Genomic DNA, 13,706 nt, shown 5'->3' with positions numbered 1-13,706 from the left:
TTCAAGTCAACAATGTACTTTTTCGCCATGTTAGAGGTTGTTTGAAAAGTTTTTAGGGGTCAAAACTTATGCTAATCGCCTCACCATAATACGGATCATAGCAATATAAATAAAAGTCTCGGATGTTTCGGGCAATAACTCATAGTCTTGAACCAATCGCCGACATCTCATCAACCAACCAAAAGTCCGCTCAACAACCCAACGTTTTTTGAGCAAAACAAAGCCCTTAACTTCTTGCTCCCCGTAGAACCACCTGTACAATCCAACGGCAAAAATTCATAACCCACTGCATGAAAGGTTCTCCGTTAAAGCCACCATCTACCCAGATCGTTGTCAAGCGAGATATCTTTTGATTGGACTGTTTGACCTGTTTTAGAACTTGTTTTCCTCCTTCTCGTTCACCAATATTGGCTGCTGTGACTAAAACTCTTAAAACTAATCCCAAGGTATCGACGGTCATAAATCGCTTACGTCCTTTGATCTTTTTACCTGCATCAAAACCAACTGACTGGCTCACCATTGCTGCACTTTTAACACTTTGACTGTCAATTATTGCTTCAGATGGGCTTGGATGACGTTGATGTTCGTTTGCGTTCCCACTCTCTGAGGCTGTGATGGATTTTCAGCCAAGTTCCGTCTTGACGCCAATTGCGGAAGTATGTATAAACCGTCTGCCAAGCAGGAAAATCTCCTGGTAGCGTTCCCGCTTCGGGTTGCCAAAGGCATCACCATCTGATTCCTTCTACCAAAATATAGAAAATCGCATTGAGGACTTCCCACATCTCGACTTCACGCTTACGACCTCCCTGTTTCGCTTCTGGAATTAGATCACTAATCAATTTATATTGTTCCCAGCTCAGGTTGCTGGGGTAAGCTTTACTCATACTGCTCTCTCGGTGCTGTTTACTATCTATTCACAGCGTATACTGAGAGAGCTTTTTTACTCAATTGCCGACTTTTAAAACAACCTCTTATGCCATCCTGCTTGGTCAACAATTAAAACTAGGCGATAACCTGCCTCTAACTCTGACAAACTCAGATGTGGCTCAATTTTGATGATTTTTGGCATTGCGATCGCACCAATTCATGCACCTCTATCTATATTATGGGTGATTTGCCGGACATCATATCATAGCTCATAACTCAGCACTTCCTAGGAACGATACACAAGCGCGAACCACTATCCGAAAGAGGTCGTCCCAGTTTAAGAAGTGAACTTAATACATCCATCACCTCATAATTTGGTTGAAATTCTATGTCCCTTTGCATTGATTAGTTTCACAGCTGAGCTATAACCAACAGACTGTTCTGATTATTCTGTGTAACTGAAAGCTAAAATTTTAATTATGTAGGGGTACATCTGACGAAGCAATGCAGGGAAATGACCGAACTATATAAGGCTGGAATCATCAAGGTAACAGAAGCAGAAGATGAAGATGAAAATTTATTTGAAGTTGCGGTGCATTTTGACGGTGATATTTTCTTCCCAGCGTTGTTTTTGAAGGCAAAGATTACGCATTGCGGCAAGCAAGATTGCTGTAATCAGGCGATGCCTAACGGCAAGCCGCTTTGCGTCTACGCATTAGTCTGCTTGAGGTGCTTTTGGGAAGATTGCATCGCTGATGATGCGTTCAGCAATAGGAACTGAAAGCACAATAGAAGTTGTGACTGTCGCGTAAGGGATGAAGCGATCAACGACTTGCTCTAGGTGACTGACAGATGTCAATGATAAGAGGTGATTATGGAGAGATGGAATTATGGGACAACCTAACTGCTGCTCAAGCAGAAGTAGAAAAATTTAATCACAGATACCCTAATCTTTTCTTTTAGGTAAAAGAACCAAATGTCAAATAATCATCCCGACAAAATTATTCCTGACAGAATTACCAAACTAGCTTCATACCAGATTTTGGTATTTGGCAGCAACACTGAAGGAAGACATGGTGCTGGAAGTGCTTTATTTGCGCGACAGTACTGCAATGCAGAATACGGTAATCCCCAAGGAAGGCAGGGACAATCTTGGGCGATCGCAACCAAAGACTTAAGTAAGGGTATCCGGTCAATCCTCCTTCTCCAAATCAAATCCCAGATTGAAAAACTAGTCGAATATGCAGATACTCATTCTGAACTAGAATTCCTAACAATCAGGATAGGTTATGAATTTACCTAAAAACGAATCGCACACGCAAAAATTCTTTATAATCCTCCAGTAAAAGGTGGTTATACAGAAAAATTCGGCATAATATCCAAATAAGGATGTAAAAAAGAAGTTTTCCGTATATTTAGACAGGGGTTCGTTATAATGCTTGATATATTAGGACTGAGAAAAAGATTATACAGATAGTTTCCGTATAATAAATAGTTCTGTCGCTCGCGCGCGGCTTTGCTGCATACGTTAAAATGAGATTTATGGAACTTATGGATGAAGTCGCAGCTAAGTGGATACAAAATAAACAAATCGCTATAGTTGGTGGCGGTCCCGGTGGACTAACCTTAGCACGACTTTTACAACTCAAAGGTGCAAACGTAAAAGTGTATGAGCGAGATTTTAATAAAGATGCTCGTATGATAGGCTCGCCGCTTGATATGCATGAAGGGTCAGGAATGGCGGCTTTACGCAAAGCAAATTTATTAAGCGAGTTTAAAAAGAATTTTCGTCCCGGTGCCGATAAAATGGTTATCGTGAATGAACGTGCAGAAATATTTTTTAGCAACCACGAAACCAAACCTGATGAAGATTTTGACAATGAACATTTTCGTCCGGAAATAGACCGTGGTCCATTACGAAATATGTTGCTGGAATCTTTACAACTGGAAACAGTTGTGTGGGACAGCCATTTTATTTCAATGGAAAAACAAAATGTGGGCTGGTTGTTGCATTTCAAAAGCGGTTCATCTGCTTACGGAGATATTGTCATTGCTGCTGATGGCACCAATTCTAAAATCCGTCCATACATCACAGACATCAAAGCTTTTTATTCAGGCATTACAATGCTTGAAGGCAATATTTATGATGCAGAAAAAGCAACGCCTCATATTTATACATTGCTGAATGGCGGAAAAATAATGGCTTTCGGAAATACAAAGAATTTATTGATGGGTTCCAAAGGCAATGGTGACCTAACTTTTTATGCAAGTTTCAAAACAGATGAAAACTGGGCAGCAAATAGTGGCTTAGATTATTATAATAAAACACAAATGCTGGCATGGTTTAAAGAAGAATATTCCGAATGGAGCAGTATCTGGTACGAACTGTTTGAAAATGCAGCCACACCTTTTATTCCACGACCCATTTATTGTATGCGTTTGAATCAAAACTGGGAAGCTCTGCCCAACTTAACCATGCTCGGCGATGCCGCACATGTAATGCCGCCCTTTGCAGGAGAAGGCGCAAACATGGCTATGCTTGATGCTTTGGAATTGAGCCAGTGTTTGTGCAACGAAAATTTTAGTGAGATACAAACTGCTATTGCTTCTTACGAAAACCAAATGAGAAAAAGAGCGGCACAGGCAGCGCAGGAGTCTTTAGAAAATGGAAATCGGATGCACAGTGCAGGCGCGCTCGAAAAAATGCTGGCGTTTTTTGGCGCGAAGTAATTTCTAATCCTGAAAAAAGAAAGATATTTGCTTATGGTAACAAGAAAACTTTAACGGTCTAACAAGCGACAGAACAAAGCGCTGCACCCGACCGCCGAAAGCTTTGCTCCTTCGTTCGTTCCTCACTTCGTCGCTTTGCTTTCGGCGGCGGGTGAGCTGTGTCGTTAGGCACTATGATAGCTAGGCACTGTCCCATCTCCTTCACCTACCTCTTATGCCAGATCAACCTCCACTCCTAATCGAGCTGCTACGCGCAGCGTATGCGGCCTTTAACGCGCGTGACATTGATGCCGCCCTCGCCCTCATGACTCCCGACGTGGCTTGGCCGAAAGCATTCAAAGGCGGTTTTGTCCATGGGCCTGAAGAAGTCCGCGCTTACTGGACGGAGCAGTGGAGCGAGATCAATCCACACGTCGAGCCGGTTGCCTTTCACCTAGAGGATGCTGGGCAGGTCTTGGTCGAGGTGCATCAGGTCGTGCGCGATCTGACCGGAGCCGTGCTTACCGATGAACACGTTGGACACCGTTTCACTATTGAGCATGGCTTGATCCAAGCGATGGAAGTCTGTCCTTGAATTTTTTTTACTGGCTAGCTTAACAACTTAACTCGATGATCTTTGCGATCGCCCCACCAAAAATCTTAAAACAAAACCCTCACCAATAAATTTCAAAACTGATGAACGCTAATGGTTTTCACCAAATTGTTCTATTAAATATTTTTTTATATCCTTAGTTTCTTTTCTAGCAACTAAAACGTCCAGATATTGCTATGTCTTCTGTGTAGTTTTTGGGCGCTCGGTGCGCGAAGCGCACCATTACTTGTGCCAGTTGCGTAAGTCCTGAGTATATATAGTTTAGTTTTTTTACATTATAAAAACTGTCTGACAGTAGATTATGAATTCATCCATAAGAAAGATGATATGCGATCGCTGTTTATCATTCCTTTGAGCCGCTTGCAAATTGTATTGTCGTCCCTCTGTGCTATTAACTTTTGCTCACTTGACAACAGAACATTCTGAAAAAGCTTTAGATCCGCAAGCTTAGTCGCTATATTTGGTTGTGTTGCAAAAACTAATTAAGGACAAAAAACTTCTTTGGAAGAAGATTGATTATACTATCACTCTAAAAATTTCAGATATAAATTTGATCCGTTCTTTGACGGTTCCTTTGTTGACTGTTTCAATTTGCCCTTTCTTGAGCATGTGCATAATTTCGTAACTCTTTATCGTTCGTCTTGCTGTGTCAAATGATTTGAACCTCATTCCCAGTTTGATTAACCATTTGATAAATCTGTGGTCCTGTTCGATTCTCTGATTGAGAGACTTATTCTGCCGCAGTTCCACTTTCAGTAACAGTTCTTTTTTAGCTTTAAGTGGAATGGCACTAAGAAAAGCCGAAACCCTTTTGGTTTAAGCAGTTTGCAATTGCTTGCGTAATTCATTCCTTGGTTTTGTCATTAAGGGGTAAGCTTTTGGACAACGTTTACGAACACGTGGTTCGTTTCTAGCAGGGCGATGTCTGACGACAAGCCGCTTCGCGTCTACGCTCACAGCCTTGTGAGCAATAACTTTAAGTAAAGTGCGATAAATTAAATTTGCATTGCTGTTGCGTCGCTCCCAGTCAACAATTATTTTACTTACGGCATTATGGCAAGTCTTATCAGTACTTAAAACCTGAGATAAAAATGCCCATAATGTTACGAATGGATTAAATAACCTCTGATAGTATTTAATTTTTAACTCAGAGAGCGCTTGCCCGATTACTGAGGATGGTAACAGTTCTTTAAAAGGTAATCCCAGAGTTTTAGCAAATTTATTATTGAGAATTTGTACTTGCAGTGTCACAGTAGTAGTTATGTTATTGGCTTATTCGTATGAAAGAAAGTATTTCATGAACGAGTAAGCTTTTCCTCTTTCAAATAATTTTTGGGCAACTCCTGCATCACCCCACCATTTTGCTGTATTTGATGCGGCAGCGATCGCTTGACCATTCGCTCACTATTCATTGATTAAAAGCTGTAATCTCTATCTGGTAACCATTTCCCCTTTTCTTAGTGCTATTCTAAAACCTTTATCACTTAATCTTTTTTGCCTGTCAAAAAGACTTTGGCAGACTACTACGAGAAATCTATCTGTATCAAGGTTTTCCTGAAATGATATGTGATAGATCGCACGGAGTATAGATGGCGAGCTTCAGCGCCGGATCGTCATTGGACTGAAAGGTAGCATACTCAAAGCACAGCAAGCCCTTTTTGGGATGGTTCAGTAGTTTCTGTCCGGACGCGACGCTGCGTATGTCGTGCGCCTCCCACCAGGTCACGAACTCAGGGCTGGCTTGCTGAAGGCTTTCCAAGAGGTCGAGGAACGCTGGATCGTCAGCCCAAAGGTCATATGTTATACGAAATTGGGCTACCATGCGTTTCGCCTCATCAACCCAGGTTGCGCCGAAGAGGTGCCGGGCATCCGGATCGGTCAGCACATAGGTAAGGATATTGCGATCTGCTTCGGACAGACGACCGAAATCTGTGAATAATTCCGCAGCTGCGGCATTCCACGCTAAGATGTCCCATCGACGACCGGTGACATAGGCAGGTTGATTAAGGCTCTCAACCATGCGTCGAACCACTTCAGGTACACTCTCGCAAAAGAATGCGCGGCGATCGCCGTTTTGCGCCAGTGTCCGCAAATGGGCATGTTCTACCTTGCTGAGGCGCAGTGCGCTAGCCAACGCATCAATTGTAGTAACAGAAGGGCTGACAGTTCGTCCCTGTTCTAGCCGGATATACCAGTCAACGCTGATGCCCGCGAGTTCAGCCACCTCCTCGCGTCTCAATCCTGGAGTCCGACGTCTTTGCCGATTTGGAAGACCCACAGCCTTGGGGTTCAGCTTTTCTCGGCGCGAGCGCAGGAAGTCACCAAATTCGTTTCGACTCGCATCTGCCATGACCTTTACTTTATCCTCAAGGAGGGACTAGTCAATACTAGGATAATACCAGGCCTTGTTACACAAGGAAAGCCTGCGAGAATAGTTCCATACTATATAGAATGACCATGAAAGGTGCAATATTGAAGGCGTTCGGCTCGCCACTTGTTGTCGAGACTTTGCCCGATCCGATTCTGGGCACAGGAGAGGTCATCGTCGATGTCGTGGCAGCCCCTGTTCTATCCTACGCAAACGAAGTCTTTAGTGGCGAGCGAAAATATCTGCTGGATCTGCCTGTAGTACCGGGATGCGGGGCGATCGGCCGCGTGCGTGCTGTCGGGCCGGACGCGACGCATCTTGTCGCCGGCGATTGGGTCTTTTGCGATCCTACTGTGCGATCACGTGATGATGCGTTAATGCCTGACATAACGCTGCAAGGCTGGAGCGCCCGTGGTGAAGGAGGCTTGCGCCTACAGAAACACTTTTGTCATGGCCCCTTTGCCGAGCAAATCTTAGTTCCGACAGAAAACGCCATCCGGATCGGTTTGCTTGATGAGGCGGATGCAGCGCGATGGTGCGGGCTAAATACGTTTCTCGTGCCGTATGGTGGTCTTCTTGCGGCGAACTTGCAGGCGGGAGAGACAATCCTGATCAGCGGTGCTACTGGTAACTTCGGCAGTGCGGCCGTCGCCGTCGCCTTGGCGATGGGGGTGAGATGCGTCGTTGCGGCGGGTCGGAACGAAAAGACGCTTGAGGATCTAACGCGTCGTTTTGGCGATCGTCTCCAACCTGTGAAGCTCTTGGGCAACGAGGACGATGACCGGGAGCGGATGCGGCAGGCGGCATCGGCCCCGATCGACTGCGTGCTCGATATCCTGCCGCCTTCGGTTAGTACAACGACGGTACGCGCCGCCATCATGACGGTACGACCTTACGGCAGGGTTGTGTTGATGGGGGGTGTTGGGATGCTAGGAGGCGCTGGGCTAGAATTGCCCTATCCGTGGATCATGAGAAATTGTATCACCGTACGTGGTCAGTGGATGTATCTACCTGAGGCCGCCATCCGCCTAGTCGGGCTGATCCGGTCTGGTCTTCTGAGGCTGGACAACTTCGACGTTACAGTATTCGATCTAGACGACGCGAACAAAGCCGTCGCGCACGCTGCTGCCAATGGTGGCCCCTTCAAAATGACCGTAATTAGACCATAATTTCCTGCAATTGTAAAGTCATGAAATGTACATCCAGCGGTAGATTAATTCTATAGGAGTTACGCATTGACAAAAAATCATATTCATGGGTATTAAGCAGTATAAGTATTAGTAAGAGTTTCTACAATGTAATCACGCACAACTCCAGTGAACAAGTTTCTTTGCAATTCATCCCAACTAGAAATCGTGTTTTCAACGAAATACCAACTCAGTCGGCTAAGAGGATGTTTGGAAAGTCAAAAAAAGCTCAAGTAACGGTACTGTGTCAGTAGAAACAAATGCGACAGCGTTAATTGAGCCATGTCTAAATCTATCCTGCGTGATTTAACTTTGGGACAGTGGGAATTACTATCAAGCCTTATTCCAGATGAGAACTTAACAGGTCGTCCACGCACGCTCCAGTAGGCTGTATCTCCGTCGTAAGGTGATTTAGTTCCGAATGGCACTAAGAAAAGCCGAAAGACTTGCCGTTTAAGCAGTCTGCAATTGTTTACGTAATTCTTGCCTCTTCTGGGTCAATCTGGGGTAAGCTTTGGGGCGACGTTTAGTAGCTCGTGGTTCATTTCTGGCGGGGCGTAGTTTACCGCCGCAGGCATCGCTTACTACCTTGTGAACAATAATTTTAAGCATTGTACGGTAAAGTCTAAGCCGTTTTTTAGAGCCAGCAACCTCTAATTTGGGGAGAAAGTTAAGTAAATGATGACGAGTACCTTGCAGGGATAAACGTAAGGAAGGAATCTTATAAGTAGTTCCAGCCGACCACATCAAGCTACGAAGTAAATTGTACGCCAGTAAATAAACATGAATTTCTTTGCGTATCATTGAAGGAGTTTTACATCGCAAAATATCTATACCCAAGGTAGTTTTTATATGTCTCAAATCCAATTCAACATCCCAACGTTTACCGTAAAGTCCAACAATTTCGAGAGTAGAATAGGTTGTTTTGTCTAAAAGAGTAGTAATTAAGCTGACCCGCTCTGTACGAAATCCAGGAATAACAATGTATTAGTAAACTTCTCTTACAGTTATGGCAGAAGGTAGAGCATCAAATTCATCCAGGCTCAATCCTTGTGGGCATCTTTTAGGTTTATACCTCCAAAAATTTTTGGGCAACCATACATCATTTCTCCTTTGGCGATCACAGTTACTCATGCCATTACTCTCCTCTTTGGGTTTCAAAGCTATAATCCTTATCCTGCAAACCTTACAGCTTTTCTTAGTCCCATTCATATCTAAAACATTGCCGACATTAGAAATTCTGGCGCTAATTTCTTTTTGGGAGAAAGTTTTCACCCATTTGCACTCGCTAACATTTTGATCGTAATCTTCAACAGCACGAAGGTAAGGCTCGTGACTTCCCTAAACATCTTCGACATTTTCAGTATGTTCTCCAGAACAATCATGAAAAACTGAGAGAATAATACTGTCTTTATAAGTTAGTACTTGCTTATCGGTTCTATCGACGGCGGCATAAGTACTAGGAGTTTCATTGATTACTCCGTTATAATTTTGCCAGTGATCTGGACTATCACCTAAATCGTAAACAGGATTATTGCGCTGTTTTTCTCGCTCATAGAGAGCAAAAGTCTTCGATAGTAACTTATATCTTGCACATCTGAGCATAAACCACTAATAGGCAAATATAAGTGTAAAAAAAGTGACTTCAGCAATGAGTAAATATTTAAGTAGACAAAATAAATTTATATAACTAAACAAAGGGTGAGATTACGTAAATTACTAAGGAGCAGGCGATCACTAACTTGAAAGAGTAGATGGATTTGCACTTAATAGCAGAAATATGAGAAAAAGGGCGTGAAAAGCGTATATCAAAGCAAGAAAAATGGTTTCAATTCTTGCCCACGCCCAAAAGCTAGTTTACACTCTGCTGTCGTTGATGCCCTCTAGATATCAGCAACAGAACCTAGAAGCAATGCCCTTCATTGTTCCTACAAGCACAAGGAGTGTAAAACCAAGAATAGTAACAGGGGACAGTTGGTACTCAGGAGTAGAAAACTTAAAATTTTTAATAAACCAGAAATTGGGTTTTCTATTTGGGGTTGAGAAAAACAGAACTGTCTCTAATGAACTAGGAAAGTATAATCAGGTAAGCAGTTTAGAAATTCCTGAGCAACAGTTAGTCACGCATCTAAGAGAATTTGGATTTATCAAGTTGTTTAGGAAAGCCTTCAAAAAAAGAAGACTCTAGGCACTATATATTGTATTTTCCAGATCAAGAAACTCTCCGGCAAATAACCAGAAGTGAATTTGTGACAATTCATGATACTCCGAAGAAGAATTGAAAGTTTTCATAGAGCCATAAAACAAGTATCTGGGATTTGTCGATTCATGGTGTGAGACACTCATGCAATTAAAACACATATTCTGTTCGCTTCAAGCATTTGTTCGTTTAGAAAAAATGCGTGTTGAAAACACGATTTCTAGTTGGGATGAATTGCAAAGAAACTTGTTCACTGGAGTTGTGCGTGATTACATTGTAGAAACTCTTACTAATACTTGTACTGCTTAATACCCATGAATATGATTTTTTGTCAATGCGTAACTCCTATTACTGACTTTTCCCGTTAAGTCTCTTTTGCAAGTTGCCAACCTTCACAGAGGTCGTGCAACTTTAACCAACCTCGCCACAGTACCTGGATACCAATCGGTGTATTACGTCGATGTTCCAAGTAACCCCCTAAACGAGCGATCGCTTCCACAGCCCAACCAACAGTTAACAGCTTGGGTAGTTTTGCTGATTGGCTTTTAAAACCTGAAGCTGAAGAGAATTGAGAACAACAATTGCATTGGTGGTTGGCTGGGTGCAGTGTAGATAAGTCAATTGCAACAGTTCAACAGCAATTACACTCAAGAAACCAATTAAGGTCTTCATACCATCAGCAGCAAGTCTGTATCATTCGACTTGGCAGCCGGATTTAAAAATTTTGTGATACTCTTCCACGTGCCAACGGTAAGAATACCAACGTAAAATCCTAGAAACCGTCTGGATATCTGCGACAACTTTAGTGGTTAACAACATCCATTCTACAGGGGTTTCGCCTTCTGGACAATCAATCTCAGTAGCATAAATAGCATACACCAGTAGAGGGTCACAGTTGTCAAAACGGTAGGGAGTACGCAGATTTACTGGACAAAATCGAATCACTAATTTAGCTTTGCGGGCAGAACGTTTGCTCGTTTCTGGTAGATCAATTTCCTGCTGAAAACAGATGGGTTGCGCTGACAGTTTTGCCCACAGACGTTCACTGTTTTGATCCAAGCTACGGTTGTGAGCCGCACGTACTAATCCCTCTTTTGTTACTTTAGGGAAAGAAAAATAAGTCAGATATTTAACTAGCAATAGGAAAACTGACTGGACTCGCCCGAAAATCATTCATGAAGTCAACTAATTTCAAAAAGCAACGTTTCATGCCAGGAATGTTAAATACTGTAAGCCAAGGTTGAATTAAAGAATAAAAAATATATGGTTGAATGATCAATCTCAGGTTATTCAAGGCACTCTTCCATGTTATACCAGATTCCCAATTGGGATGTTGACTATGTTGAGAAATATTAGAGTCACTTGATGACGATACTAATGATATAGTTGTTGGGTTTGATTGGGAATTAAGTTGAAAATAAGTAGCCTGAATGCTCACGAGCAAGTAAGCACTAAAAATTAGTTCCCACCAGCGCTCAACACTTTGATAAATTGACATTGCACGCTCATTCAATCGGCGGTAAGCGTAGCCATGCCGTCAGGCTTATCGCCCAATTCACAAGTAGCAAAATTTTTCTCCCACCAGTCCAGCATTGCTTGTCACCTTTAGCACCAAATTTTAATTCCTGTACCGTATATGCTGTGCTTTTTCCTAAATCCTTTGTGAGCAAGCATTTCGAGACTTAACGGAAAAGTCAGGTTTTATTTATTATCTTAACTTTTACAATTATCTATGTCATTTTGAAATCTCCTTTAGTTTTTATTAGTAAATTAAGATGCGTTTGCCCTGTTAAGGCTAATGTTCTACTTGAGTGTTTTATGCAGACTACTAGTTAACCACCTGATCCCTAGCAAGAGAGACTCAAGCTTTCGCCAAAAACTCATCGAGGCAGTCAAAAGTGGAGTTCCATCCTTCGATCACCCCCATCTGTTCATGCCGACGTCGATCCTCAATAGACTCATGCATAATCTGGAGTGTGAGTTTGGTATTGCCATCCAAATCCTCGAAAACCGCCGTCACAACTATTCCCTTTGGTAAATCAACATTTACGACCTTTTCAAAGCCTTGATCAAATTCATCACTGGTAACAATTTTCTCAAAGGGTATGATTTCGCGAAAGACACCTTTGACTGGGTACTGTGTGCCGTCTGGACCAATCATCACGTAGCGCCATTTCCCGCCTGGACGTAGATCCATCTCCCTCACCTGGGTCGTAAAGCCTTTTGGTCCCCACCACTGCGCTATGTGTTTGGGGTCAGTCCATGCTTTAAACACAAGGGAGCGCGGCGCTTTCAAGATGCGAGTAATGATGATATCATGTCGGGATTGAGCATCAGTGGAATCATTTTTGTTGCTCATCTTGTTTCTCCTGGGTTTGTAATTCGTGCAGGTAATCATCCAACTGATCAAGCCTCTGTTCCCACAATTGGCAATATTGCTCGATCCAATCCACCGCTTCTTTAAGCGGCTGTGCTTTAATCTGGCAGGGTCGCCATTGAGCTTCGCGACCCCGCACGATCAGTCCAGCACGCTCTAGCACCTTTATATGCTTTGAAATTGCAGGAAGACTCATTTTAAAAGGCTTGGCTAACTCACTTACTGATACCTCACCTTTTTTGGCAAGGTGAGCCAGAATTGCACGCCGTGTAGGATCGGCAAGGGCAGCAAAGGTAAGGTTGAGTTGCTCAGTAGACATTGTTCTTTAACCTAATGGTTAATTAACTACTAGATTAAATATATTATCGAAGAATGTCAAGCACCTGCTTAACCCGTCGCTTGAGATGGTAAGTGTATCTGACTTTTCCCGTTAAGTCTCTCTGGCAAGCAGCCAACCCTCACTCTTGTCATGCAATTTTAACCAACCTCGCCACAGTACTTGGATACCAATAGGAGTTTTATGTCGATGTTCAAGATGTCCTCCAAGACGAGCGATCGCTTCTACAGCCCAACTAACTGTTAACAGCTTGGGTCGTTTGGGAGATTTAGCTTTCAAAATGCGGAGTTGAAGGGAATTAAGAATTTCAATGGCTGGTGCTAAAGCCTGGGTACGATGTAGATAAGTCAATAGCAAGAGTTCTACAGCAATTACACTCAAGAAACAGAACTATTGCTTTCATCCCATCAGCAGCAAGTCTGTATCGTTCCACCTGGCAACCCGATTTGAAGATTTTGTGATATTCTTCTACTCGCCAACGGTAAGAATACCAACGTAAAATCGTAGAAGCCATCTCGATATCTGTGACAACTTCCGTGGTGAGCAACACCCATTCGACAGGCGTTTCACTCTCTAGACAATTAACTTCCGTGGCATAAACAGCATATACCAGTAGAGGATCGCGGTTGTCAAAAGATAGGGGGTACGAAGATTCACCGGACAAAATCGTACAGCCAGCTAGGCTTTGCGGGGAGAACGCTTACTCGTCTGAGGTAATTCGGGAGCAACGCGATTTTCTGAAGTTGAATAAAAAATGAGCGATGCCTTCTCTACGAGACGCTACGCGAACGGCGGGCGCAGCCATCGCTAAAATATCTATTGAAGTTAATAGTTATTTTTATCACATAATTTATACTTAAAAAGACGAGAATTAATCTTGATAAGTTATCTCAAAAAGATTACTGATGGGTAATTTGTTAATAATTCCCTTTTTATACTAAGTATTAATCATTACAAAAAGCTGAAGATGAGAAAACTTCTGTATAAAATTGTTCAAGCACTGCTGAGGTAAAGGAAAGAATTAAAAATCGAGTTACAAAAATTGTCC

General features: G+C 42.7%; 11 protein-coding genes and 6 pseudogenes. 6 read left to right on the top strand and 11 right to left on the bottom strand.

Features of this window, described 5'->3' with window-relative positions; genetic code table 11:
• Positions 1-66 precede the first annotated feature (66 nt).
• Positions 67-884, bottom strand: a pseudogene (locus V7L20_RS22670) (IS5 family transposase).
• A 497-nt stretch (positions 885-1,381) separates the two neighbouring features.
• Here V7L20_RS22670 and V7L20_RS22665 point away from each other — a divergent pair.
• From V7L20_RS22665 to V7L20_RS22650, 4 genes are all read left to right on the top strand, one after another.
• On the top strand, positions 1,382-1,648 hold the full coding sequence (locus V7L20_RS22665; RefSeq protein ID WP_334746250.1) for a hypothetical protein: 267 nt from the start codon (positions 1,382-1,384) through the stop codon (positions 1,646-1,648).
• 195 nt (positions 1,649-1,843) lie between these two features.
• The gene (locus V7L20_RS22660) at positions 1,844-2,170 is read left to right on the top strand and encodes an A1S_2505 family phage non-structural protein (RefSeq protein ID WP_334746249.1); all 327 of its coding nucleotides are present in this window, start codon (positions 1,844-1,846) and stop codon (positions 2,168-2,170) included.
• 239 nt (positions 2,171-2,409) lie between these two features.
• On the top strand, positions 2,410-3,597 hold the full coding sequence (locus V7L20_RS22655) for an FAD-dependent oxidoreductase (RefSeq protein WP_334746248.1): 1,188 nt from the start codon (positions 2,410-2,412) through the stop codon (positions 3,595-3,597).
• Positions 3,598-3,811: 214 nt separating this feature from the next.
• Complete coding sequence (locus V7L20_RS22650) at positions 3,812-4,171, top strand: nuclear transport factor 2 family protein (protein ID WP_334746247.1); 360 nt, start codon at positions 3,812-3,814, stop codon at positions 4,169-4,171.
• A 534-nt stretch (positions 4,172-4,705) separates the two neighbouring features.
• On the opposite strand, the pseudogene V7L20_RS22645 reads toward V7L20_RS22650, so the two are convergent.
• The 3 genes and pseudogenes from V7L20_RS22645 to V7L20_RS22635 all read right to left on the bottom strand — a co-directional run.
• Positions 4,706-4,993, bottom strand: a pseudogene (locus V7L20_RS22645) (DDE-type integrase/transposase/recombinase); the annotation flags it as partial.
• 12 nt (positions 4,994-5,005) lie between these two features.
• Complete coding sequence (locus tag V7L20_RS22640) at positions 5,006-5,440, bottom strand: hypothetical protein (RefSeq protein WP_334746246.1); 435 nt, start codon at positions 5,438-5,440, stop codon at positions 5,006-5,008.
• A 292-nt stretch (positions 5,441-5,732) separates the two neighbouring features.
• Positions 5,733-6,539 (bottom strand): helix-turn-helix transcriptional regulator, encoded by an 807-nt coding sequence (locus tag V7L20_RS22635; RefSeq protein WP_334746245.1) that lies wholly within the window; start codon positions 6,537-6,539, stop codon positions 5,733-5,735.
• 107 nt (positions 6,540-6,646) lie between these two features.
• On the opposite strand from V7L20_RS22635, the gene V7L20_RS22630 reads away from it, so the two are divergent.
• Positions 6,647-7,726 (top strand): zinc-binding alcohol dehydrogenase family protein, encoded by a 1,080-nt coding sequence (locus V7L20_RS22630; RefSeq protein ID WP_334746244.1) that lies wholly within the window; start codon positions 6,647-6,649, stop codon positions 7,724-7,726.
• A gap of 471 nt (positions 7,727-8,197) precedes the next feature.
• Here V7L20_RS22630 and V7L20_RS22625 read toward each other — a convergent pair whose 3' ends face one another.
• A complete protein-coding gene (locus V7L20_RS22625; protein ID WP_334746290.1) occupies positions 8,198-8,689 on the bottom strand; it encodes a transposase in 492 nt (163 codons plus the stop codon).
• A gap of 264 nt (positions 8,690-8,953) precedes the next feature.
• A pseudogene (locus V7L20_RS22620) lies at positions 8,954-9,313 on the bottom strand (SpoIID/LytB domain-containing protein); the annotation flags it as partial.
• A gap of 352 nt (positions 9,314-9,665) precedes the next feature.
• Here V7L20_RS22620 and V7L20_RS22615 point away from each other — a divergent pair.
• Positions 9,666-10,253: pseudogene (locus tag V7L20_RS22615) on the top strand (transposase); the annotation flags it as partial.
• A 55-nt stretch (positions 10,254-10,308) separates the two neighbouring features.
• Here V7L20_RS22615 and V7L20_RS22610 read toward each other — a convergent pair.
• The 5 genes and pseudogenes from V7L20_RS22610 to V7L20_RS22590 form a co-directional block, all read right to left on the bottom strand.
• Positions 10,309-11,030: pseudogene (locus V7L20_RS22610) on the bottom strand (IS4 family transposase); the annotation flags it as partial.
• 43 nt (positions 11,031-11,073) lie between these two features.
• Positions 11,074-11,442, bottom strand: a complete 369-nt coding sequence (locus tag V7L20_RS22605) for a hypothetical protein (RefSeq protein ID WP_334746243.1) — start codon at positions 11,440-11,442, stop codon at positions 11,074-11,076.
• 363 nt (positions 11,443-11,805) lie between these two features.
• Positions 11,806-12,303 carry an SRPBCC domain-containing protein gene (locus V7L20_RS22600; protein ID WP_334746242.1) on the bottom strand — a complete coding sequence of 166 codons (498 nt, stop codon included), beginning with the start codon at positions 12,301-12,303 and terminating at the stop codon, positions 11,806-11,808.
• Positions 12,287-12,640, bottom strand: a complete 354-nt coding sequence (locus tag V7L20_RS22595; RefSeq protein ID WP_334746241.1) for an ArsR/SmtB family transcription factor — start codon at positions 12,638-12,640, stop codon at positions 12,287-12,289. The genes V7L20_RS22600 and V7L20_RS22595 overlap by 17 nt, the downstream gene beginning before the upstream one ends.
• 111 nt (positions 12,641-12,751) lie before the next feature.
• Positions 12,752-13,378 (bottom strand): annotated as a pseudogene (locus tag V7L20_RS22590) (IS4 family transposase); the annotation flags it as partial.
• Between the last annotated feature and the right edge of the window lie 328 nt (positions 13,379-13,706).

Origin of the sequence: Nostoc sp., from assembly GCF_036916735.1 — a bacterium.
Lineage (GTDB): Bacteria > Cyanobacteriota > Cyanobacteriia > Cyanobacteriales > Nostocaceae > Nostoc.
This window is presented reverse-complemented; position numbering and strand designations above follow the sequence as displayed.